The following is a 20,382-nucleotide window of genomic DNA, read 5'->3' as shown; positions in this document are numbered from 1 at the left end:
CGGCGGGTGGCGCTCCTCCGATCGGCGCACCGGCCCGGTCGTCGTCCCCGCGGCGGGAGCGGGAAGGATGGCGGCATGCGTCTGGTGTCCCTGCTGCCCTCCGCCACGGAGATCGTCTACGCCCTCGGCCTCGGCGACGAGCTGGTCGGCGTCACCTTCGAGTGCCAGGTGCCGGTCGCCGACCGGGCCGGCCCGACCGTCGTCGTCGGCGGGCGGGACACCCGGGGCATGAGCCCCGGCGAGATCGACGCGTACGTCAAGGGGCAGCTCGCGGCCGGCGCGGACCTCTACACGCTGCACGCCGGGGCGCTCGCGGGCCTCGACCCGGACCTCATCCTCACCCAGGACCTGTGCCGGGTCTGCGCGCTCCCCGCCGACCGGGTCGACGAGGCGGTGACGCACCTGGGCTGCCGCGCCGAGGTGCTGTCGCTGGATCCGTACACCCTGGAGGAGGTTCTGGGCACGATCCTCGCGGTCGGCGCGGCGGCCGGCGTGCCGGCGCGGGCGGCGGCCCTGGTGGACGGGCTGCGGGCCCGGCTGGCCGCGGTGTCGGCGGCGGTCGCCGGGCGGCCCCGCGCCCGGGTCGCGGTGGTGGAGTGGGTGGACCCGCCGTTCGGCGGCGGGCACTGGATCCCCGACCTGGTCGAGGCCGCCGGCGGCGAACCGGTGGCCGGCCACCCGGGCGCCCGGTCCGCGCCGACCACCTGGGAAGCGCTGCGGGCCGCCGCGCCGCAGGTCGTGCTGGTCGCCCCGTGCGGCTTCGGCCTCGACGGGGCGGCGGAGCAGGCCGCCACGGTGGTCCCGCACTTCCCCGGCGCGCAGGTGTGGGCCCTCGACGCGGACGCGCTGATCGTGCGGGCCGGTCCCCGGCTGGTCGACGGCGTCGCGGCGATCGCCGCGATCCTGCACCCGGACGCGGTGCCCGCCGCGCCGGACGGCAGCGTCCGCCGGGTGGCCTGAGGCCCGCCCGACGGACGCGGTCGCGGGCCGACCCGGACGGCCGGCCCGCGACGGGTGTCACGAGGTGAGGATGCTCGACTCCGTGGCCAGCAGCACGAAGCCGATGTCGACGAAGGCGACCTGGTTGAAGCAGCCGCTGCCGAACTGACCGCAGCCCACCGGGGCGATCCCACCCACGATCAGCCCGGCGGCCCGGGTCTGGCTGAACCCGCCGGTCAGCGTGAAGACCGGCCCCCCGCTGTCGCCCGATCCCGCGGCGGCCCGCCCGTCGATCTGGGTGCCGAGGGCGCCGCTGCTGACGAACGACCCACCGGAGAGCAGGAAGAGCGCGTTGATCCGGGTGGTCACGATGTTGCAGTGCACCCCGGTGAAGGCGCCCGAGGTGCAGACGAACTGGCCGGGGAAGTTGCCGACCGCGCCGACCACCGGCTTGGAGAACTCCCCGACCCCGACGCCGCCGTCATAGATCCGGTTGCCCGACCGGGTGGGCACGTAGAGCGAGTCCGACAGCCGGCGGGCCGGTGCCGGCTCGGCCCTGCCGACCAGCTCTCCCGTCGGGTCGGTGATCGCCACGCCGCCGCCGGGCGCGCAGTGCTCGGCGGTGAGGATGCCCCGGCTGGACTCCCACCACAGGGTGCGGCGCACCACGGCGAAGCCGGTGCTGCACGACCCCGACGGGGTACGCAGCGCCGCACCGCCCCACCAGGGTGCGTTGTCGTTCTGCCGGCTCGTCTGCTGGACCTGCTCGCTCGGCACCACGGTCGCCGGCACCCCGAAGTCCCAGCCCTTGGTGTCGACGTCCTTCGCCACCCCGACCAGCAGGCCGCTGCCGTCCACCGCCGGGCTGACGTCGACCATGCCGGGGAACTCCTTCCACCGGTCCGGCAGCGCCTCCGTCACGTCGACCAGCTCCCGCTGGGTGTACGCCGACTCGCCCAGCTCCACGCCGATCCCGGCGTCGACCGCCCGGTTGATCTCCTCCTTCACCTCGGGCGGCACGTCGCCCTTCCACCACAGGTCGACCGCCCGGTCGGCGACCCGCAGCCGGATCCCGCCGAGCCCCTTGCCGTCCGGGTCGAGCGCGGTGATCCGGGTGGCGAGGTCCACCAGCGGCTCCTGCGCCGCCATCACCTCGGCGGCGGTGTTCGAGCCGTCCTCGGGCTGGTCACTGGTCCATTGCGGCTTGTCGGCCGCGCCGGCCGGGACCGGCTGCACGGCGAGCAGGCCGGTCAGCGCCACCAGGGCCACGCCGGCCGCCGCCAGCCGGCGGGTGAGCAGGGATGTCATCGGATCCTCCGGAGACGAAACGGCGGGACTCGGGTCCCGTACCGCCGCGACGGCGGTGACCCCAGAGTCGGGTAGTCCCGGGCTGCGGTCGTCCACCCGGGAGCCGACCCCGAAGGTCCACCCCGGGGCGTACGCGGCGGCCCGGATCCGCCGTCCGGGGGGACCCGCCGAGCCGGTTACCTGACTGTCGGGTCGATCGATGGCGGCTAGCCTGCGGGCACCGTCACTTGCCGGAGGCGAACCATGTGCATCGAGACCGCGATCCGCGCCGACATCCGGGTGTCCATTCAGGACCGCGCCGCGCCGGACCGCGCCGCCGGCCACGTCGCCGCCGGGGTGCTGGTCGACGGGGACCTGGTGCTGGTGCCCGATCCGCCGGAGCGGCTCTTCGACCCCGCGCTCGACCTGGAGGTGCTGATCTTCCCGACCGACCTGGCGGAACGGCTGCCGGTGGAGACGCCACCGGTGTGGAAGTGGGGCCGGTTCGCCGTCGGCGACCGGGCACCCCTCGCCGCCACCGCCAAGCTCGGCCGCACGTCGGTCTACAGCGCCCAGATCGGACGCGCCGACGCGTCCGCGCTCGCCGCCGCGATCGAGGCCACCGACGGCGGCTGCTGGGCGGCGCTGAAGGAGCAGCGGATCATCACCGCGGAACTCTGGGCGGTCGAGCCCGACCTGCTCATCCGGGCCGGGGAGCTGGAACGAGCCCAGCGGGAGCCCCGCCGCGCCGACCACCGCTTCGAGTCCGTCGGGGCGTTGACCGACGGGCTCTGCATCCTGTTCTGCTTCTGCGAGCCGCACGGCCCGCGATGAGCACCGTGACCGCGCCGACCCGGGCCCGGCCCGGCCGCCCGGCCCGCGCCGACGTGCTCGTCGCGGCGGCGGTCTGGCTGCTCGACCTCGCCCTCTTCTCCACCGCCGGCAGCGACCTCGCGCACGCCGGCGCCGCCTCGTCGGGGCTGCTGCTCCTGCTCGGGTACGCCCTGCTCGGGCCGGTGGCCCTGCTGTGGCGCCGCAGGGCGCCCGCGCTCGTCTTCGCCCTGGTGTGGGTGCACGCGGTCGTCGGCGCCGCCCTCGTGTCCGGCTACCAGCCGGTGCTGGGCGCGCTCGCCGCGCTCTACGCGGTCGGGGCGTACGCGCCGGCCCGGTGGTCATGGTTGATCGCGCCCGCCCTCGCCCCGTACCTGGTGATCGCCGCGAACGAGGCGTGGCTCGCCGGACAGACCGACCCCGGCCGGCGGACGGCCGTCTTCGTCGGCCTGGCCCTGACGTACGCCGTCGTCGTCACCGGGGTCTGGGCGGTGGGCCGGTGGGCGGGCGCCAGCCGGCGGCGGCTCGCCACGGCGGAACGCCGCCGGGCGGAGGCGGCGACCCGGGCCGTCGCCGCCGAACGGGCCCGCGTCTCCCGGGAACTGCACGACATCGTGGCGCACTCGGTGACGGTGATGGTGCTCCAGGCCGGCGGGGCCCGGCGGGTGCTGCCGACCGACCCGTCACGGGCCGCCGAGGCGCTGGACCACATCGTGCGGGCCGGCCAGCAGGCCGTCGAGGAGCTGCGCCGGATGCTCACCGCGCTGGGCGCCCACGCCGCCGGGCCGGCCGACGCCACGCCCACCCACCCCGGTGCCGCCGACGTCGCCGATTTGGTGGACCGGATGCGCGCCGGCGGCCTGCGCGTCACGCTGACCGTCTCCGGTACGCCCCGCCCGGTGGACCCGAGCGTCGGGTTGGCCGCGTACCGGACGGTGCAGGAGGCGCTGACCAACGTCTCCCGCCACGCCGGTGGCGAGGCCCGGGCCACGGTGCTGCTGCGCTGGGGCGACGAGCTGACCGTCGAGGTCCGCGACGCCGGCCCGGAGGGCGCCGCCCCGGAGCCGGCCGCCGCCCTCTCCACCGGGCACGGCCTGCTCGGCCTGCGGGAACGGCTCACCGTCGTCGGGGGTGAGCTGACCACCGCTGCACTGCCCGACGGCGGTTTCCAGGTCGTCGCCCGGCTGCCCCTGGCCACGCCCGTCCCGGTGGGGGCGACCCCGTGATCCGGGTCGTGCTCGCCGACGACCAGCCGCTGGTCCGCTCCGGCATCGCCATGCTGCTCGCCGCCGAACCGGACATCACGGTGGTCGGCGAGTGCGCCGACGGCGCCGCCGCCGTCGAGCTGGCCCGCGCGGTCCGCCCCGACGTGCTGCTGATGGACGTCCGGATGCCCGGCACCGACGGGGTGGCGGCCACCCGGGTGATCACCGCCGACGACAGCGGACCCGGTCCCGTCGTCCGGGTGCTGATCCTGACCACCTACCACGTGGACGACGCGGTCCGGGCCGCCCTGCGAGCCGGCGCCTCCGGGTTCGTGCTCAAGGACGCCGCCCCCGCCGAGCTGACCATGGCGGTCCGCGCGGTGGCGGCGGGCGAGGCGTGGCTCGACCCGGCGGTCGCCCGGTCACTGCTGACCGACTTCGCCACCCTCGGCGCGCCCGCCGGGCCGGGCAGCGCCGACCTGGCCCGACTCACCGACCGCGAGCGGGAGGTGCTGGTGCAGGTGGCGCACGGACTGTCGAACACCGAGATCGCCGGGCGGCTGCACATCGGCGAGGCGACCGTGAAGACCCACCTGGGCCGGGTGCTGATGAAGCTCGGCCTGCGCGACCGGGCGCAGGCCGTCGCCGCCGCCTACCGGACCGGGCTCATGCCGCCCCTGCCGTGAACCGGTCGGCCCTCACCCGACCGGGAACGAAGAACGCCGCCCCGGGGGGGGGGCGGCGTTCTTCCGTCTCGGACGACCGGTCAGGTCATGTCGTCGTAGCGGCGCTCGATCGGCGCGGGCGCGGCGACCGGCTCCGGCACCCCGATCGGCGCCACCGTCTCCACCCGCGCACCGGCCTCGACCGGCTCGGGGGTCAGGTCCAGCGGCGACACCTCGTCGTCGCTGAAGTCCGAATAGATCTCCCGGCCCCGGCCGCGTCGCTTGTCGTTGAGCAAGGCCACCCCTACCGCGACGAAGTAGAGCAGGGAGAGCGCGGCGGCCAGCAGCGTCATGCCGAACGGCCCCGGGTCGGGGGTGGCGATCGCGGCGAACGCGAACGAAATGAAGATCACTGCCCGCCACCAGCTCAGCAGGCGCTTCCCGCTGGCCACCCCCGCGAAGTTGAGCATGAGCAGGATCAACGGGAACTCGAACGCCACACCGAACAGCAGGATCATGTTGGTGACGAAGCCGATGTAGGCGGTGACCTCGAACTGCTTGGACAGCCCGCCTACCCCGGAGTCCATCAGGAACCCGAGGCCCTTGTCGACCACGAAGTAGGCCAACATCGCGCCGGCCGCGAACAGCGGTGCGGCGATCGACACGAAGGCGTACGCCCACTTGCGTTCGTGCCGGTGCAGACCCGGGGCGACGAACGCCCAGAGCTGGTAGAGCCAGATCGGGCCACCGATGATCAGGCCGAGCCAGAGCGCCAGCTTCAGCTTCAGGACGAAACCGGTCGTCGGTGCCAGGGCCAGCAGGTCCTGACAGTGCCCCAACGCATCCGTCGTGCCGGGCAGCCGGCAGTACGGCCGCTTCAACACCAGGAAGGCCGGGTCGGCCAGCCAGAAACCGGCCATCAGACCGGCCACGACCGCCAGGGAGGCGCGGAACAGGCGGGTACGCAGCTCACGGATGTGTTCCATGAGCGTCATCGAGCCGTCGGCGGCCCGCTCGAAGGTGCTCGGGCCGCGCTTCTTCAGCGCGAAGGCCACGGTGCTGGGCCCTTCGCGTCAGTTCTCGCGGACGCGCTGCACCGGGTCCACCGGCGGGGCGACCGGCTGCTGCGGCTGAGCGTACTGCTGCTGCGGCTGGGCGTACTGCTGCTGCGGAGGCTGCTGCGGCGCGTAACCCTGCTGCGGCTGCTGACCGGCGTACGGCGGCAGCGGCTGGTAGCCGGCCTGCGCGTCGGCCTTCTCGGCCAGGTCACGGTCGTCGTCGTGCAGGCTCTTCGTCTCGGCCTTGATGATCCGCAGCGAGCGGCCCAGCGAGCGGGCCGCGTCGGGGAGCCGCTTCGCGCCGAACAGCAGGATCAGCACGACCACGAGTACGGCGATGTGCCACGGCTTGAGGGCACCCATGGGAAGCTCCAGTCGCTCTGTGTCGGTGAGGGGGTGGTCGCAGCCCATCGTACGTGCGCCCGGAGCCGTTGCCACCCCGCCGGGCCTGCTCGTGCGGCCCGGCCGGTGAAGTCTCGACCAACCCCGAGTGTCCCGTCAACACTCTGCCGCAGCGCGTTCGTGCGCGTAACGGCCACCGAACGCGCAGCTACCGCGCGTCGGACCGATCGGGATCGATCAACCGCCCCGCTTGGCCTTGATCAAGGCGACCCGCTGCTGGGTGGTGGCGGCCTGCGCCTGCAACGCCTCGGCCCGCTCCTGGAGCGCCTCGGCGGTGGACCGCAACGCCTCCGCCTCGGCCTGACGGCGCTGCAACGCCACCGCCGCCCGGCGCAGCCGGGGCAACCGCGCCAGCACCGGCCGGACCGCCAGGCCCAGCACGACGAGCGCGAACAGCACCACCGCGACCACGATCCACGTCACCACGGCCGAGAGCCTACCGGGAGCCCGCCGGCAGCGCCGGGTCGGCGGGGGCCACCGGCGTCGCGTACGCCTCCAGCGCGGCGACGGCCTGGGCCCGCACCTGCTCGGCCAGCTCGACCGGGGCCACCACGGTGACCTCCGACCCCAGCCCGAGCACGAACCGGCGGGCCCAGCCCAGGTCGGTCACCCGCAGCGACACCAGCCACTGCTCGCCGTCGGCCTCGACCCGCTCACAGGGGTAGTACTCGGTGATCCACCGCTCCCCCCGACCGATCCGCAGCGTGATCAGCGGCAGTTCCGCCGACGGGCGGAACACCCCGTCGGAGAGGTCGTGCGGCCGGGCCTGCGGCGGCACCGCCGCCGGCTCGTCCAGCTCGGTGACCGCGTCGATCCGGTCGGCCCGGAACAGCCGCATCCCCTCCGCGCGGCGGCACCACGCCTCCACGTACGCCCGGCCGCCGACCATCAGCATCCGCATCGGGTCGATGGTCCGGTCGGTCGTCTCGTCGCGGGCGGCCGTGTAGTAGGTGATCCGCAGGGCCCGGCCACGCTCCACGGCCGCGCGCAGCTGACGCACCCGCTCGGTGTCCCCGGGCAGGCGCACCGCCACCGGGGCGCCCACCAGGTCACCCGCCGCGTCCTCGATCTTGGCGAGGGCCCGCTCGACGGCCTCCCGGTTCGCCACCCCGGGCGTCTCGGCGAGCATCCGCAGCGCCACCACCAGCGCCAGCGCCTCGTCCGGGGTGAGCCGCAGCGGCCGGTCGATGCCCGCGTCGTAGGTGATGGTCACCCGGTCGCCGTCGAACGCCATGTCGATCAGGTCACCCGGGCCGTAACCGGGCAACCCGCACACCCAGAGCAGCTCCAGGTCCTCGCGCAACTGCCGCTCGGTCACGCCCAGGTCGACGGCCGCCTCGGCGATCTCGATGCCGGGGCGGGCCAGCAGGTAGGGCACCAGGTTGAGCAGCCGGGCCAACCGGTCCGCCGACGCGCGACCGCCCCGGGCCGCCGGGCGGGTCACCGGGCACCCCCGGCCACCGCGAGGTCGTCGTGCCGGGCGGCGATCTCCTTCAACCGCTGGATCACCGCGTCCCGCACCTCCGGCGGCTCCACCACCCGCACGTCCGGGCCGTAGCCCACGAGCTGACCGGCCAGGTAGTCGGCGTCGGCGTAGGGCAGGACGAGCCGGTCGTCCTCCGGGCCCGACGTCGTCTCCACCGCCCAGCGGCGCAGCCCGGCCGCGCGCCCCGCAGCCACCAGGACGGTGGCCCGCCCGGACCGCTCCACCGGCCCCGACCAGCGGGCGACATGGCTGATCAGGTCGACGCCGACGGGTGGCTCGTACGCGCCCGGTCGGCCGGTCACCCGGACCGTGCCGACCACCCGGGACAGCCGGAAGCAGCGGGTCGCCGCCCGGTCCAGGTCGTGGCCGACCACATACCACCGGCCGCGCCAGCAGACCACGCCCCACGGCTGGAGCCGCCGGCGGGTCGGCGCGTCGCGGTCCGGCACGCGGTAGTCGAAGTTGACCTCACGCCGGTCCCGGGCGGCGGCAGTCAGCGGGGCGAACGCCGGGTCGACCGTCACCATCGGCTCCAGCCCCAGGGTGGCCTGCGGGTCCACGTCGACCCCGGCGGCACGCAGCTTCGCCAGCCCGGACGAGGCGGCGGCGGCCAGGCCGGCGTGCTGCCAGAGCCGGGCGGCGATGCCCACGGCGGCGGCCTCGTCCGGTTCGAGGGGGATGTCGGGCAACGCGTACTCCCGGTGGGCGATCCGGTAGCCCGGCTCGGCGTCGAAGACGCTCGCCGTCCCGGTCTCCAGCGGCACCCCGAGCTCGCGCAGCTCGGCCTTGTCGCGTTCGAACTTGCGCTGGAAGGCCTCGTGGTCCTTCGCGTCGTCCGGATCGTGCTCGTAACCGGGCACGGTCGCGGCGATCTGCGCGGCGGTCAGGAACCGTCGCGTGGACAGCAGGCAGATCACCAGGTTGACCAGGCGTTCGGTGCGGGTCCGCGACACGGGTGAACGCTAGCAGCCCGCGCCGCGTGGGCGTGCACCCGCGCCGCGCGGCGCGCCTGACGTCCGCACCCGGGGCGAGCTGCGCCACACCGGCACGGCCGGGCCCCGCTCGCCGCGCGGCCCGCCGGTCACGGCCATATGGTGAGCGCATGTCGGAAGCGGAAGTCAAGACCGAGAGCGTCGGCACCGTCGTCGTGGCCGGCGCGGCGAACCTCGCCATCGCGGTCGCCAAGCTGGTCGCCGGGCTCATCTCCGGCTCCGCGGCGATGCTCTCCGAGGCCGCCCACTCCGTCGCCGACACCACCACCGAGGTGCTGCTCTACCTGGCGCTGCGCCGCGGCGCCAAGCCCGCCGACACCCGCCACCCCTTCGGGTACGGCAAGGAGAGCTACGTCTGGGCGTTCCTCGCCGCACTGTTCACCTTCGTGGCCGGGGCGGGCTTCGCCATCACCCACGGCGTCACCACGATCCTCGTGCACGAACACAGCGGCAACTACCTGGTGTCGTACATCGTGCTGGGCATCTCCTTCGCGATCGAGTCGATCTCCCTGGCCCGGGCGGTCAAGCAGGTCCGCGGCGAGTCCCGCCGCTGGCGGACCACCCCGCGCCGGTTCCTGCGGCTGACCGCCGACACCGCCGTCAAGGCCGTCTTCCTCGAGGACAGCGCCGCGCTGACCGGCCTGCTCATCGCCGGCGTCGGCCTCGGCCTGTCCCAGCTCACCGGCGACGAGCTCTACGACGGCATCGCCTCCATCCTGATCGGCCTGCTGCTGCTGGTGGTCGCCGTCGTCCTGGCCAAGAGCAACATCTCGCTGCTGGTCGGCCGGGCCGTCCCCGAGCGGCTGCACCGGGAGATCGAGCACGACCTGGCCGGGCTGCCGACCGTCGACCGGATCGACACCCTGCTGACCATGCAGCTCGGCCCGGACGACATCCTCGTCGCCGCCAAGGTCGACTTCCTGGACGACGCCACCGGCGCCGACATCGAGGCCGCCGCCGACGAGGCCGAACGCCGCCTCACCGAGCGCTACCCCGAGATCGGGTACGTCTTCCTCGACCCCACCCGGTCGATGCCCGGCACCGGCGGCCGGGCCCGACGCACCCAGGACGAGGACGACCGGCCGGTGGACCAGGAGGCCCGCCAGACCTGACCCGGGCACCACCGCCGGCACGGACGCCGATAGCGTGCCCGGCATGGTGCGATGGCGATCCGGCACGGTCACGGCGGTACGGCGACGGTGGGCCGGCGCGACGGAACTCGACGTCGACCTGCCCGACGGCACCCGGCTACGCGCCCTGGCCTATCCCGCCCTGGTCGGTGACCCGGAGCCCGGCGACCGGGTGCTGCTCAACGCCGGCGCCCTGCTGATGGGCCTCGGCACCGGCGGTTACGCCCTGGTCGTCGCGCTCCCCGACCGGCTGCCCCCGGACCCGCCGCAGGCGCTCGACACCCGCGACGCCGGCCACCTGGTGAAGGCCCGCTACACCCCGCTGCAACCCATCCTGCTCGGCGTCGACGAGGAGGCCTCCCCGCACCACGAGCTGCTGGCCGCCGCCGAGAGCCTCGACGGCATGCCGGTGGTCACCGCCGACCTGCACTCCGCCCTGCCGGCCGTCCTCGCCGGCCTCCACGCCGACGCCCCCGACGCCCGGGTGGCGTACCTGCTCACCGACGGCGGTGCGCTGCCGGCCTGGTTCTCCCGCACCCTCGCCGGGCTCGCCGGTCGGCTCGCCGGCACGGTCAGCGTCGGCCAGGCCTTCGGCGGCGACCTGGAGGCCAGCACCCTGCACAGCGGGCTGCTCGCCGCCCGGCACGTGCTCCACGCCGACGTCGCGATCGTCGCCCAGGGGCCCGGCAACCTCGGCACCGGCACCCGCTGGGGCTTCTCCGGGGTCGCCGTCGGCGAGGCGGTCAACGCCGTCGCCACGCTGGGCGGCCGACCGGTCGGCTCGCTGCGGATCTCCGCCGCCGACCCCCGCCCCCGGCACCGCGGCGTCTCCCACCACAGCCTCACCGCGTACGGCCGGGTCGCCCTCGCCCCGGCGGAGCTGGTCGTGCCGGACGGCCTCGACCCGGCCCTCGCCGCCGAGGTGGACACGGCGCTGGCCCCCCTCGCCCACCGGCACCGGATCGTCACCGTGCCGACCGACGGCCTCGACGCGGCGCTGCGGGCCAGCCCGGTCGGCCTGTCGACGATGGGACGCGGCCTCGACGCCGACCACGCCTACTTCCTGGCGGCCGCCGCCGCCGGCCGGTACGCCGCCACCCTCACCCACTGACCCTCGGTTCATCTCCGCGACGTGGCGGGATCCGGAGCCAGGTCCCTGATCGAGTCGGTCCGGCCGCGGACACCGCCACGTCGCGGGGTCGGCGTCGGTGCTCGACCCGGCTGCGCCGACGGGAGCGCTCAGCTGGCGTGGTAGCCGTGCGCGACGATCTGCTCGGCCGAACGCGCGTACATCTCGGGGTCCTGCGGCGCCCACGTGCCCAGCCCGTCGACGTACCGGTTGTACATGCAGAACGCGGCGGCGATCAGCACCGTGTCGTGGATCTCCAGGTCGGTCGCCCCCTCGGCCCGGGCCGCGCCGACCAGGTCGGCGGTGACCTCCCGGCCGCTGCGCTGCACCGCCGCCGCGATCCGCAGCAGGGCGCGCAGCTTGTCGCTCACCGGCGCGGTCGACACGTCCCGGCGGACCTGGTCCACCAGCTCCATGCCGGTCGGCAGCTGGGCGGCGGCGAACGCCGAGTGCGACGAACAGCAGAACGCGCACTCGTTGAGACCGGAGACGTAGGCGGCGATGAGTTCCCGCTCGCCGGGGGTCAGCGTGGGATGCGGGGTCCGCAGCAGCACCTCGGCCAGCTCGTTGAGCGGCTTCGCGGTCTCCGGCCGGTACAACATCGGCCCGTTGATCCCGGGATGCGTCTTCTCGTCGAGACCGAGGTCGATGTGCGCCATGACTCTCCACTCCGCTCGTATCGACCACCGCCCACCGGCGGCGTCGATTCCAGTCGATGCGGAGACCTTTCCAGCGGTGTCGCCCGCGCGGCAACTCCGATCGTGCGCAATCCGCCCGCCGTGCCGGCCGAGGGCGTGCCGGCCGAGGGCGTGCCGGCCGAGGGCGTGCCGGCCGAGAGCGTGCCGGCCAAGAGCGTGCCGGCCAAGGGCGTGCCGCGCCCGCAGCGCTCAGCCGACGAGGAAGATGAGCGCCAGCCAGGCGCCCACGATCAGGATCAGCGCCGCCGCCAGCACCCAGGTCGGCACCGTGTACTCGCCCCGGCGGTTGCGCTCGACCTCGACGCGGATCTTCTCCCGGCGGCGGTCCATCCAGTTCAGCTTCTCGGCACCGGTCGGCTTCTCGGCGCCGCGACCGCGGTCGGAGGGTTCGGAAGTGTTCATCGCGTCGCCAGCGTACCGGTGCGGGTGCGGCCGGTGCCCACAGCACCGGCCGCCACCGCGTCACATGCTCGCGATCAGCCGCTCCACCCGCTCGTCGTACGCCCGGAACGGGTCCTTGCACAGCACCGTGCGCTGCGCCTGGTCGTTCAGCTTCAGGTGCACCCAGTCGACGGTGAAGTCCCGCCGCTTCTCCTGCGCGTGCCGGATGAACTCACCGCGCAGCCGCGCCCGGGTCGTCTGCGGCGGCGTCTCCTTCGCCTCGAAGATCTCCGGGTCGGTCGCCACCCGGTCCACCTCACCGCGCCGTTCCAGCAGCCCGTACAGGCCGCGCCCGCGCCGCAGGTCGTGGTACGCCAGGTCCATCTGCGCCACCCGCGGATGCGACAAGGGCAGGTCGTGCTTGCGCTGGTACCGCTCGATCAACCGCAGCTTCGTCACCCAGTCGATCTCCCGGGCCACCGGGTCCAGGTCGCCCGTCTCCACCGCCCGCAGCACCCGACCCCAGAGCTCCACCACCCGCTTCGCGGTCTGGTCGCCGCCCCGCCGCTCCACGAACTCGGTCGCCTTGGCCAGGTATTCCTGCTGGATCTCCAGCGCGCTGACCTCCTTGCCTGAGGTCAGCCGCACCTTGCGCCGGCCGGTGATGTCGTGCGACACCTCCCGGATCGCCCGGATCGGGTTCTCCAGCGTCAGGTCCCGCAGCACCACCCCGGCCTCGATCATCCGCAGCACGATGTCGGCCGTGCCGACCTTCAGCAGCGTGGTGACCTCGTTCATGTTCGAGTCGCCGACGATCACGTGCAGCCGGCGGTAGCGCTCCGCGTCCGCGTGCGGCTCGTCCCGGGTGTTGATGATCGGCCGGCTCCGGGTGGTCGCCGACGACACCCCCTCCCAGATGTGCTCGGCCCGCTGCGACAGGCAGTAGACCGCGCCCCGCGGGGTCTGCAGCACCTTGCCCGCCCCGCAGATCAACTGCCGGGTCACCAGGAACGGGATCAGCACGTCCGCGAGCCGGCCGAACTCGCCGTGCCGGGACACCAGGTAGTTCTCGTGGCAGCCGTACGAGTTGCCGGCCGAGTCGGTGTTGTTCTTGAACAGGTAGATCTCACCGGCGATGCCCTCGTCGTGCAGCCGCTTCTCCGCGTCGACCAGCAGACCCTCCAGGATCCGCTCGCCGGCCCGGTCGTGGGCCACCAGGTCGGTGACCGAGTCGCACTCGGGGGTCGCGTACTCGGGGTGCGAACCCACATCCAGATAGAGGCGGGCACCGTTGCGCAGGAACACGTTGCTCGACCGGCCCCACGACACCACCCGCCGGAACAGGTACCGCGCGACCTCGTCGGGGGAAAGCCGGCGCTGCCCGCGGTAGGTGCAGGTGACGCCGTACTCGGTCTCGAGGCCGAAGATTCGCCGCTCCATGATGTGACATTAGCCGCCCGAGGCCCCCGATGGGCAGCGTCTCATCGGCGTACGTCACCCGGTGGCGTCCCGCACCGCCCCGTCCCGCCCCGCCACGACCGGCGAGCCGGTACGGTGCGAGCCGTGCGGATCCTGGTCACCGGCGGTGCCGGCTTCATCGGCTCGGCGTACGTCCGGCGGCTGCTCACCGGCGCCGAACCCGACCTCGACGTCGACGCCGTCACCGTGCTCGACGCGTTCACCTACGCCGGCACCGAGGGCAGCCTGGACCCCGTCCGCGCCGACCCCCGGCTGCGCGTCGTCCGCGGCGACATCCGCGACGCGCCGCTGGTCGACGCCACCGTCGCCGGCCACGACGTCGTCGTCCACCTCGCCGCCGAGTCCCACGTGGACCGCTCCATCACCGGTGCCGCCGCCTTCGTCACCACCAACGTGGTCGGCACCCAGAACCTGCTGGACGCCGCCCGGCGGCACGGCACCCACCGCTTCGTGCACGTCTCCACCGACGAGGTCTACGGCTCCATCGACACCGGCTCCTGGACCGAGCACGCGCCGCTGGACCCCAGCTCGCCCTACTCGGCGTCGAAGGCCGGCGCGGACCTGCTCGCCCTCGCCCAGCACCGCACCCACGGCCTCGACGTCGTGGTCACCCGCGGCGCCAACACGTACGGGCCCTGGCAGTACCCGGAGAAGATCGTGCCGCTCTTCGTCACGAACCTGCTCGACGGGCACGACGTGCCGCTCTACGGCGACGGCGGCAACATCCGGGACTGGCTGCACGTCGACGACCACTGCCACGGCATCGCCCTGGCCCTGTCCCGGGGACGTCCCGGCGGCGTCTACCACCTCGGTGGCGGCGCCGAACTGACCAACCGGGACCTCACCGGCCGGCTGCTGGCCGCCTGCGGGGCCGGCTGGGACCGGGTCCGGCCGGTCGCCGACCGCAAGGGCCACGACCGGCGCTACTCGCTCGACACCGGCACCAGCCGGCGGGAACTCGGCTGGTCCCCCACCGTCGACATCGACCGCGGGCTGACCGACACCGTCGACTGGTACCGCACCCACCGCGCCTGGTGGGAGCCCCTCACGCCGCGCCGCTGACGGGCTCCCCCCTCGGCTAGGCCTCCGGCTGCTCCGTCTCCGTCTGCTGACCCTCCAGGTCGGCGGAGGCGGCCGACGTGGTCGGCTTGTGCGCCTCCTCCGTCGGCACGGTCGGCGTCTTCGCCCGCCCCGGAGCCGGCGCACCGTCCGCGTCGGCGTCACCGTCCAGCAGCGCGGTCAACGCCGCCCCGGTGATCCGGCGGAACGTCCGCCCCACCCGGCGCCGGTCCAGGACCGCCACCTCCAGCTGGTGGGCGGCGATCGACCGGGCCGCCCCGCCCTCACCGCCGACGCTGCCGAGCGCCTGCACCGCCACCCGGACCGCCTCACCGATCGACATGTCCGGCCGGTGCTCCGCCTTGAGCACCCCGGAGATCGCCTCCGCCTGGCCGCCCATCGCCATCCGGCCCGGCTCGTCGTTCACCGAGCCGTCGTACGTGAGCCGGTAGAGCGCGTCGTCCTCCGGCGTGGCACCCACCTCCGCCACGCAGATCTCCACCTCGAACGGCTTCGACTGCTCGGTGAAGATCGCGCCCAGCGTCTGCGCGTACGCGTTCGCCAGGGCCAGCCCGTTCACGTCGCGGCGGTCGTAGCTCAGGCCGTTCAGGTCGGCCATCCGCACGCCGGCGCGGCGCAGGTTCTCGAACTCGTTGTACCGGCCCACGGCGGCGAAGCCGATCCGGTCGTAGATCTCACTGACCTTGTGCAGGGTGCTGGAGAGGTTCTCCGCGACGAAGAGCACCCCACCGGAGTAGCTCAGCACCACGGCGCTGCGACCCCGGGCGATGCCCTTGCGGGCCAGCTCGGAGCGGTCGCGCATGATCTGCTCGGGCGAGGCGTAGAACTGCATGGCCACGGCGGCGGTTCTCCTTCAAGCTGTGCGGGCGACTGCTGAGTGTGGTGCGGGAGCGGGATCAGCCGCCCGGGTTCTCCATCCGGCGGGACACGACGCCCTCGGCGACCGCCGCCGTCTCGGCGTCGGTGAGCCGGTGCGTGCCCTCGGCCGTCGCGGTCATCACCACCGGGTAGATCCGCCGGGTCAGGTCCGGGCCGCCGGTCGCCGTGTCGTCGTCGGCCGCGTCGTAGAGCGCCTCGACCGCGAGCAGCACCGCGTCGTCGATCGACAGGCCGGTCCGGAACCGCTTCTTCAGCGCCGACTTCGCGAACAGCGAGCCGGAGCCGATCGCGTCGTAGCCGGTCTCCTCGTAGGGGCCGCCGGTGACGTCGAAGCTGAAGATCCGACCGGCCCGCGCCGGGTCGCTCGCGGCCAGGTCGAACCCGGCGAAGAGCGGGATCACCGCGAGGCCCTGCATCGCCGCGCCCAGGTTGCCCCGGATCATCGAGGCCAGCCGGTTGGCCTTGCCGTCGAGGGAGAGCATCGCGCCCTCGATCTTCTCGTAGTGCTCCAGCTCCACCTGGAACAGTCGCATCAGCTCGATGCCGATGCCGGCGGTGCCCGCGATGCCCACCAGCGAGTACGCGTCGGCGGGGTGCACCTTCTCGATGTCGCGCTGGGCGATCAGGTTGCCCATCGTGGCCCGCCGGTCGCCGGCCATCACCACGCCACCGGCGGCCGAGATGGCCACGATGGTGGTCGCGTGCGGCGCCAGGTCGGCGGCCATGCCGGGCGGCAGCGGCCGTCGGCCGGGCAGCATCTCGGGGGCCGCCTTGCTCAGGAACGCTGTGAAGGAGGACGTCCCCGCGTTGGTGAACACATCTGGAAGACGCCCGGATGGATCAAAACCCGCTGCCACGTGGTTCCTCTCAGGTACGTGATCGCCCTGGCCAGCCTCGCGGGACTGTCACGGAACTGGCCAAGACCACCGTTGCAGTTGAAGCAGAGTATCCCGCGCACCCAGCCGGTGCGATGATCGTGGTCCAGATGTTGCGGATCTTCACCGCCGCAGATCGCGCACACGCCGCCCTGCTCGGCGAGGAGCTCCTGGAACTCCTTCTCCCCCACCCCGTAGCGGCGGCGCAGATGGTATTCCCGAGACCCGCCGTGCAACCGGATCTTGCTCTCCTTGCCCTTCTCGTTGTGGCAAGGCTTGCAGTATCGGCCGTAGCCACCTCTCCCCGACCGGTTACGGGGAAAGTCATCGAGCGCTTTCGTCTCACCACATGTCGGGCAGCGGCGGTGACCATCCGGAACCACCGGCAGCTCGCGAACCTCCCGACCCTGCTTCTCCTTCAGACGCTTGGCGTAGCTCGCCTTGGAGCGCACGTTGAAGCAAGGCTTGCAATAGCTGCCGCGACCATCCGGCCGACGGGTGTTCGCACAGAACTCATCGAGCGGCTTCCACTCATCGCAGTCTCGGCAACGACGATGTCCGTCTCGATCATCTAACGCTCTGGGCATGTCCGGTTTGCCTGACTATGCCCTATTGGCCCCCTTTCTGCACATAGCCCCTCACGAATTCCTCGGCGTTCTCCTCGAGGACGGAGTCGATCTCGTCGAGGAGGTCGTCGACGTCCTCGGTGATCTCCGCGTGCCGCTCGGCAACCTCGGGGTTGGCCTGCGCGGTGACGTCCTCGATCTCCTCGCCCTGGGTCGACTTGCCGGACTGGGTCTGGCCGCCTTCTTGCGTCGCCATCTCGGTGCCTCCTCCACGATCGCCTGCGATGAACTTACCTCGCGGGAGCGACGAAAAGCCCGTCGCGCGCCGGGTTCCGGCGCGCGACGGGCCCGCGTATGGCAGGGGTCAGCCGCCGGTCAGGGTCTCCAGCAGGTCCTTGGCGCTGACGCACCGGTCGAAGAGCGCGCCGACGTGCGCCCGGGTGCCCCGCTCCGGCTCCATCATCGGCACCCGGACCAGCGATTCCCGGCCCACGTCGAAAATGACGGAGTCCCAGCTCGCGGCGACCACCTCGGAGGCGTACTGGGCGAGGCAGCGACCGCGGAAGTAGGCGCGGGTGTCCTCCGGCGGCTCGGTCATCGCGGTGCGGGTCTGCTCGTCGGTCAGCAGGGTCTTCATCGAGCCGCGCGACACCAGCCGGTGATACAGGCCCTTCTCCGGCCGGACATCGGAGTACTGCAGGTCGACCAGTTGGAGCTTGTGCGAGCCCCAGCCGAGCTTCTCCCGCTCCCGGTAGCCCTCCAGCAGCCGCAGCTTGGCCACCCAGTCCAGCTCGTCGGCGCACTCGAACGCGTCGCGGCCGAGCCGGTCCAGCACGCTCTCCCAACGGTTCAGCACGTCGGCGGTCTGCGCGTCGACGTCGCTGCCGTAGCGGTCGTCCACGAAGGACCGCACCCGCTCCAGGTAGGCCCACTGGACGTCCAGGGCGGTCAGCCGCCGGCCGTCGCGCAGCCGCATCAGGTGCTTGAGCGACGGGTCGTGGCTGACCGCGCGCAGCTCGCTGACCGGGTCGGCGATGCCCAGGTCGGCGCCGAGCGCCTTCTCCTCGATCATGGTGAGGATCAGCGCGGTGGTGCCGACCTTCAGGTAGGTGGAGATCTCCGACAGGTTCGCGTCGCCGATGATGACGTGCAGCCGGCGGTACTTGTCGGCGTCGGCGTGCGGCTCGTCGCGGGTGTTGATGATGGGCCGCTTGAGGGTGGTCTCCAGCCCCACCTCGACCTCGAAGAAGTCGGCACGCTGGGAGATCTGGAAGCCGCTCTGGCCGCCGTCCTGGCCGATGCCGACCCGGCCGGCGCCGCAGACGATCTGCCGGGTGACGAAGAACGGCGTCAGGTACGCCACGATGTCGGCGAACGGCGTCTGCCGCCGCATCAGGTAGTTCTCGTGGGCGCCGTAGCTGGCGCCCTTGTTGTCGGTGTTGTTCTTGTACAGGTGGATCGGGTGGGTGCCGGGGATCGTGGCGGCGCGCCGGGCCGCCTCGGCCATCACCCGCTCCCCCGCCTTGTCCCAGCGCACGATGTCGAGGGGGTTGGTCACCTCGGGCGTGGAGTATTCGGGGTGCGCGTGGTCGACGTAGAGCCGGGCGCCGTTGGTGAGTATGACGTTGGCGAGCCCCAGGTCCTCGTCGGCGAGCGCCTCGGCCGGGTCGTACGCCGCCCCGGAGTAGGTGAAGCCGCGGGCGTCGCGCAGTGGCGACTCCTCCTCGTAGTCCCAGCGGGCGCGTCCGCCCCGGTTGAGTTCGGGCCGCGCCCCGTAGGCGTTGACCACCTGGGAGGAGGTGACCATCGGGTTGGCTCCGGCCTGGCCGGGCACGGAGATGCCGTACTCGACCTCGGTGCCCATGATCCGTCGTACGCTCACACCGCCACCTTCGATCCGCTCGCCCCTGCCGTCGAGAGTAGTCTGCGCCAAGCCGTCCGGTGCCCGCCCAGGGCCTCGGGCGGGCGTCTTTCTGCCAGGAGAGGGTGGTCGTGGAGGATTCGACGCGGACAGCGGTGCGGGCGCCGGCACCGGAGGCGGGCCCGCCGGACGCGCCCCGACCGACCGGCCGCCGCCTGCTGTGGCGGTGGGGCCCACCGCTCGTCGCGTTCCTGGCCAGCAACCTGATGTACGCGGTGGCGGCCGCGCGGGGCGGCTACCACTACCTGGACGCCTCGGTGCACACCCGGTTCGACTCGGTCCAGTACCTGGGGATCGCCGACCGGGGGTACGAGATGTTCAGCTGCGGGGTGAACGCGCGGCTGGCGGCGAACTACGGTGCGGACTCGTGGTGCGGCAACGCCGGCTGGTTCCCGCTGTACAGCGGGCTGGTGGCGCTGCTGCGTCGGGTGACGGGGCTGAGCCTGGACGGGGCCGGCTTCGTGGTGACCGAGCTGGCCACCCTGTCGCTGGTGCTCCTGGCGTGGTGGGCGCTGTCGCAGGCGCTGCCCGCCGAGGAGGGGCAGGGGGTCGCCGGGCCCGGCTCCGGGCGCGACGGTGCGCCGGCCCGTACGCTGGCGGTCCTCGCGCTCGTGCTGCTCATTCCGGGTGCGGTGTACTTCCACGCCAACTTCCCGATGTCGCTGGCCGTGGCGGCGTCGATGGCGTACGTGCTGTTCCTGGCGCGGCGGCGGTGGGTGGCGGCGGGCCTGGCGGGGGCGTTGGCGACCGCGGCGTACCCGATCGGTGGGCTGGTGGCGGTCGTGGGTCTGGTCGCGGTCGGGGTGCTGGTGGCCCGCCGGCGGTTGACGGCGGGCCGGGCGGTGGGCGTGCTGGCGGCGGTGTGCGCGCTGCCGGCGGCCGGGATGCTGGCGGTGTTCGCCGTGCTCCAGGTGACCGTCGGGCACTGGAACGGCTACTTCCTGATCCAGGAGCACTATTCGGGCGGCCGGGGGCACAACCCGGTGGGTAACTTCCGGTGGGAGGTGGCCCGTCCGGCGCGGGTGTGGGTGGTGGATCCGGATCCGCACCTGGTGGCGCGGCTGCACGAGACGGTGCGGCTGAGCATCTGGGTGGCGTTGGCGCTGGTGCTGCTGGTCGTGGCGGCGGCGGTGGTCGGCGCGCGGCGGGACCGGCTGACGGCGGTGGACGCCGGGCTGACCGTCTTCATGGTGGCGATGTTCGTGGCGCCGCTGGTGGTGGGCAACCAGGTGGTGCAGTACCGGTCGCACACGCTGCTGGTGCCGGGGCTGCTGGTGCTGCGGCACCTGCCGGCGTGGCTGCTGTGGCCGCTGGTGGTGCTGCTGGTGCCGCTGGCGTACCGGATGGGGACCCTGTTCTTCCCGTCGCTGCTGACCTGA

Annotated in this window: 23 protein-coding genes; 9 read left to right on the top strand and 14 right to left on the bottom strand. The window is 73.4% G+C overall.

All coding sequences use genetic code 11. From position 1 onward, the window contains the following. Positions 1-75: 75 nt before the first annotated feature. Positions 76-960: an ABC transporter substrate-binding protein gene (locus ABUL08_RS06700; RefSeq protein ID WP_350935526.1), complete on the top strand. Its 885-nt coding sequence runs from the start codon at positions 76-78 to the stop codon at positions 958-960. Positions 961-1,017: 57 nt separating this feature from the next. Here ABUL08_RS06700 and ABUL08_RS06695 read toward each other — a convergent pair whose 3' ends face one another. Next, the gene (locus tag ABUL08_RS06695) at positions 1,018-2,247 is read right to left on the bottom strand and encodes a chymotrypsin family serine protease (protein WP_350935523.1); all 1,230 of its coding nucleotides are present in this window, start codon (positions 2,245-2,247) and stop codon (positions 1,018-1,020) included. Between the two features lie 243 nt (positions 2,248-2,490). On the opposite strand from ABUL08_RS06695, the gene ABUL08_RS06690 reads away from it, so the two are divergent. Genes ABUL08_RS06690 through ABUL08_RS06680 form a run of 3 tightly spaced genes read left to right on the top strand, consistent with a single transcriptional unit; the run spans position 2,491 to position 4,948 of the window. Further along, positions 2,491-3,060 (top strand): hypothetical protein, encoded by a 570-nt coding sequence (locus ABUL08_RS06690; RefSeq protein ID WP_350935522.1) that lies wholly within the window; start codon positions 2,491-2,493, stop codon positions 3,058-3,060. Next, positions 3,057-4,283, top strand: a complete 1,227-nt coding sequence (locus ABUL08_RS06685) for a sensor histidine kinase (RefSeq protein WP_350935519.1) — start codon at positions 3,057-3,059, stop codon at positions 4,281-4,283. The genes ABUL08_RS06690 and ABUL08_RS06685 overlap by 4 nt, the downstream gene beginning before the upstream one ends. After that, positions 4,280-4,948, top strand: a complete 669-nt coding sequence (locus ABUL08_RS06680; protein WP_350935517.1) for a response regulator transcription factor — start codon at positions 4,280-4,282, stop codon at positions 4,946-4,948. The genes ABUL08_RS06685 and ABUL08_RS06680 overlap by 4 nt, the downstream gene beginning before the upstream one ends. 80 nt (positions 4,949-5,028) lie before the next feature. Here the strand turns inward: ABUL08_RS06680 and tatC are convergent, their stop codons facing one another. The 5 genes from tatC to ABUL08_RS06655 form a co-directional block, all read right to left on the bottom strand. Beyond that, a complete protein-coding gene (tatC, locus tag ABUL08_RS06675) occupies positions 5,029-5,982 on the bottom strand; it encodes a twin-arginine translocase subunit TatC (RefSeq protein WP_350935515.1) in 954 nt (317 codons plus the stop codon). Positions 5,983-6,000: 18 nt separating this feature from the next. After that, on the bottom strand, positions 6,001-6,348 hold the full coding sequence (gene tatA / locus ABUL08_RS06670; RefSeq protein WP_350935513.1) for a Sec-independent protein translocase subunit TatA: 348 nt from the start codon (positions 6,346-6,348) through the stop codon (positions 6,001-6,003). A gap of 216 nt (positions 6,349-6,564) precedes the next feature. Beyond that, on the bottom strand, positions 6,565-6,813 hold the full coding sequence (locus tag ABUL08_RS06665) for a hypothetical protein (protein WP_242800632.1): 249 nt from the start codon (positions 6,811-6,813) through the stop codon (positions 6,565-6,567). 10 nt (positions 6,814-6,823) lie between these two features. Next, on the bottom strand, positions 6,824-7,831 hold the full coding sequence (locus ABUL08_RS06660) for a helix-turn-helix transcriptional regulator (protein ID WP_350935512.1): 1,008 nt from the start codon (positions 7,829-7,831) through the stop codon (positions 6,824-6,826). Continuing rightward, the gene (locus tag ABUL08_RS06655) at positions 7,828-8,826 is read right to left on the bottom strand and encodes a helix-turn-helix transcriptional regulator (protein WP_350935510.1); all 999 of its coding nucleotides are present in this window, start codon (positions 8,824-8,826) and stop codon (positions 7,828-7,830) included. Before ABUL08_RS06655 ends, ABUL08_RS06660 begins: the two co-directional genes overlap by 4 nt. A 149-nt stretch (positions 8,827-8,975) precedes the next feature. Between ABUL08_RS06655 and ABUL08_RS06650 the strand changes: the two genes are divergently transcribed. Continuing rightward, complete coding sequence (locus ABUL08_RS06650; RefSeq protein WP_350935508.1) at positions 8,976-9,977, top strand: cation diffusion facilitator family transporter; 1,002 nt, start codon at positions 8,976-8,978, stop codon at positions 9,975-9,977. 43 nt (positions 9,978-10,020) lie between these two features. After that, entirely contained in the window at positions 10,021-11,106 is a 1,086-nt protein-coding gene (locus tag ABUL08_RS06645; RefSeq protein WP_350935506.1) for a DUF3866 family protein, read from the top strand. A gap of 128 nt (positions 11,107-11,234) precedes the next feature. On the opposite strand, the gene ABUL08_RS06640 is transcribed toward ABUL08_RS06645, so the two are convergent. From ABUL08_RS06640 to pafA, 3 genes are all read right to left on the bottom strand, one after another. Then, a complete protein-coding gene (locus ABUL08_RS06640; RefSeq protein ID WP_350935504.1) occupies positions 11,235-11,783 on the bottom strand; it encodes a carboxymuconolactone decarboxylase family protein in 549 nt (182 codons plus the stop codon). Between the two features lie 228 nt (positions 11,784-12,011). Further along, positions 12,012-12,224 carry a hypothetical protein gene (locus ABUL08_RS06635; protein WP_350935501.1) on the bottom strand — a complete coding sequence of 71 codons (213 nt, stop codon included), beginning with the start codon at positions 12,222-12,224 and terminating at the stop codon, positions 12,012-12,014. A gap of 60 nt (positions 12,225-12,284) precedes the next feature. Then, the gene (gene pafA / locus ABUL08_RS06630) at positions 12,285-13,643 is read right to left on the bottom strand and encodes a Pup--protein ligase (protein WP_350935499.1); all 1,359 of its coding nucleotides are present in this window, start codon (positions 13,641-13,643) and stop codon (positions 12,285-12,287) included. A gap of 123 nt (positions 13,644-13,766) precedes the next feature. Here pafA and rfbB point away from each other — a divergent pair, with 123 nt between their 5' ends. After that, complete coding sequence (gene rfbB, locus ABUL08_RS06625; RefSeq protein ID WP_350935498.1) at positions 13,767-14,744, top strand: dTDP-glucose 4,6-dehydratase; 978 nt, start codon at positions 13,767-13,769, stop codon at positions 14,742-14,744. 16 nt (positions 14,745-14,760) lie between these two features. Here the strand turns inward: rfbB and prcA are convergent, their stop codons facing one another. From prcA to ABUL08_RS06610, 3 genes are read right to left on the bottom strand one after another with little or no spacing between them, the layout of a single operon-like run. Beyond that, positions 14,761-15,600, bottom strand: a complete 840-nt coding sequence (gene prcA / locus ABUL08_RS06620) for a proteasome subunit alpha (protein WP_350935496.1) — start codon at positions 15,598-15,600, stop codon at positions 14,761-14,763. A gap of 58 nt (positions 15,601-15,658) precedes the next feature. Then, positions 15,659-16,498 carry a proteasome subunit beta gene (prcB, locus tag ABUL08_RS06615; protein WP_350935494.1) on the bottom strand — a complete coding sequence of 280 codons (840 nt, stop codon included), beginning with the start codon at positions 16,496-16,498 and terminating at the stop codon, positions 15,659-15,661. Further along, the gene (locus ABUL08_RS06610; protein ID WP_350938534.1) at positions 16,417-16,707 is read right to left on the bottom strand and encodes an endonuclease VII domain-containing protein; all 291 of its coding nucleotides are present in this window, start codon (positions 16,705-16,707) and stop codon (positions 16,417-16,419) included. Before ABUL08_RS06610 ends, prcB begins: the two co-directional genes overlap by 82 nt. Here ABUL08_RS06610 and ABUL08_RS06605 point away from each other — a divergent pair. Continuing rightward, positions 16,627-17,091 carry a hypothetical protein gene (locus tag ABUL08_RS06605; RefSeq protein WP_350938944.1) on the top strand — a complete coding sequence of 155 codons (465 nt, stop codon included), beginning with the start codon at positions 16,627-16,629 and terminating at the stop codon, positions 17,089-17,091. The two genes, ABUL08_RS06610 and ABUL08_RS06605, sit on opposite strands and share 81 nt — an antisense overlap. A 34-nt stretch (positions 17,092-17,125) precedes the next feature. Here the strand turns inward: ABUL08_RS06605 and ABUL08_RS06600 are convergent, their stop codons facing one another. Next, a complete protein-coding gene (locus tag ABUL08_RS06600) occupies positions 17,126-17,338 on the bottom strand; it encodes a ubiquitin-like protein Pup (protein WP_109803889.1) in 213 nt (70 codons plus the stop codon). 108 nt (positions 17,339-17,446) lie between these two features. After that, positions 17,447-18,964: a depupylase/deamidase Dop gene (gene dop, locus ABUL08_RS06595; RefSeq protein ID WP_350935492.1), complete on the bottom strand. Its 1,518-nt coding sequence runs from the start codon at positions 18,962-18,964 to the stop codon at positions 17,447-17,449. 110 nt (positions 18,965-19,074) lie between these two features. Between dop and ABUL08_RS06590 the strand changes: the two genes are divergently transcribed. Continuing rightward, on the top strand, positions 19,075-20,382 hold the full coding sequence (locus tag ABUL08_RS06590; protein ID WP_350935491.1) for a hypothetical protein: 1,308 nt from the start codon (positions 19,075-19,077) through the stop codon (positions 20,380-20,382).

This window comes from Micromonospora sp. CCTCC AA 2012012 (assembly GCF_040499845.1).
Taxonomy (GTDB): domain Bacteria; phylum Actinomycetota; class Actinomycetes; order Mycobacteriales; family Micromonosporaceae; genus Micromonospora; species Micromonospora mangrovi.
Note: the sequence above shows the minus strand (reverse complement) of the source record. Positions and strands in the feature narration are given on the sequence as shown.

Excerpts from the sequence above, each read along its gene's own strand:
- tatA (WP_350935513.1), bottom strand. The coding sequence starts at position 6,348 with ATGGGTGCCCTCAAGCCGTGGCACATCGCCGTACTCGTGGTCGTGCTG.
- ABUL08_RS06690 (WP_350935522.1), top strand. The coding sequence starts at position 2,491 with ATGTGCATCGAGACCGCGATCCGCGCCGACATCCGGGTGTCCATTCAG.
- ABUL08_RS06700 (WP_350935526.1), top strand. The coding sequence starts at position 76 with ATGCGTCTGGTGTCCCTGCTGCCCTCCGCCACGGAGATCGTCTACGCC.
- pafA (WP_350935499.1), bottom strand. The coding sequence starts at position 13,643 with ATGGAGCGGCGAATCTTCGGCCTCGAGACCGAGTACGGCGTCACCTGC.
- ABUL08_RS06640 (WP_350935504.1), bottom strand. The coding sequence starts at position 11,783 with ATGGCGCACATCGACCTCGGTCTCGACGAGAAGACGCATCCCGGGATC.
- ABUL08_RS06650 (WP_350935508.1), top strand. The coding sequence starts at position 8,976 with ATGTCGGAAGCGGAAGTCAAGACCGAGAGCGTCGGCACCGTCGTCGTG.
- ABUL08_RS06695 (WP_350935523.1), bottom strand. The coding sequence starts at position 2,247 with ATGACATCCCTGCTCACCCGCCGGCTGGCGGCGGCCGGCGTGGCCCTG.
- ABUL08_RS06605 (WP_350938944.1), top strand. The coding sequence starts at position 16,627 with ATGTTGCGGATCTTCACCGCCGCAGATCGCGCACACGCCGCCCTGCTC.
- ABUL08_RS06645 (WP_350935506.1), top strand. The coding sequence starts at position 10,021 with ATGGTGCGATGGCGATCCGGCACGGTCACGGCGGTACGGCGACGGTGG.
- ABUL08_RS06685 (WP_350935519.1), top strand. The coding sequence starts at position 3,057 with ATGAGCACCGTGACCGCGCCGACCCGGGCCCGGCCCGGCCGCCCGGCC.
- ABUL08_RS06600 (WP_109803889.1), bottom strand. The coding sequence starts at position 17,338 with ATGGCGACGCAAGAAGGCGGCCAGACCCAGTCCGGCAAGTCGACCCAG.
- ABUL08_RS06635 (WP_350935501.1), bottom strand. The coding sequence starts at position 12,224 with ATGAACACTTCCGAACCCTCCGACCGCGGTCGCGGCGCCGAGAAGCCG.